Below are 255 nucleotides of genomic sequence, written 5' to 3'. Positions count from 1 at the left end.
GTAGGCTCACATCGGAGACAACTTTACGTTTTTTATAGCTTTTAGCTAAATGTTCTGCTTTGAGTATCGACATAATTAATCTTGCTGCACGGCTTGAGGTTGAAGAATGGTAGAGACGCGTTCCGATCCCTGTCCATCAGCAATCAGTTTTTGTGAGGAGATCTGATAGCGAATTTGCTGACCACGGATCTCGCTGTCATCTTGAGCTAACATTGCTTGACCAATCATCAGCAGTTCGTCGTCAGCCATTTTGTA

Annotated in this window: 1 protein-coding gene; it reads right to left on the bottom strand. The window is 43.5% G+C overall.

All coding sequences use genetic code 11. From position 1 onward, the window contains the following. Positions 1 to 75: 75 nt before the first annotated feature. Positions 76 to 255, bottom strand: a 180-nt coding sequence (locus tag P8629_RS12270; RefSeq protein WP_278166386.1) for an LptA/OstA family protein, incomplete at its 5' end; no start/stop codon positions are given.

It is taken from the genome of Hydrogenovibrio sp. 3SP14C1 (genome assembly GCF_029625905.1).
Lineage (GTDB): Bacteria > Pseudomonadota > Gammaproteobacteria > Thiomicrospirales > Thiomicrospiraceae > Hydrogenovibrio.
The sequence above is the reverse complement of the archived record's forward strand: the minus strand, read 5'-3'. Positions and strand labels throughout refer to the sequence as shown.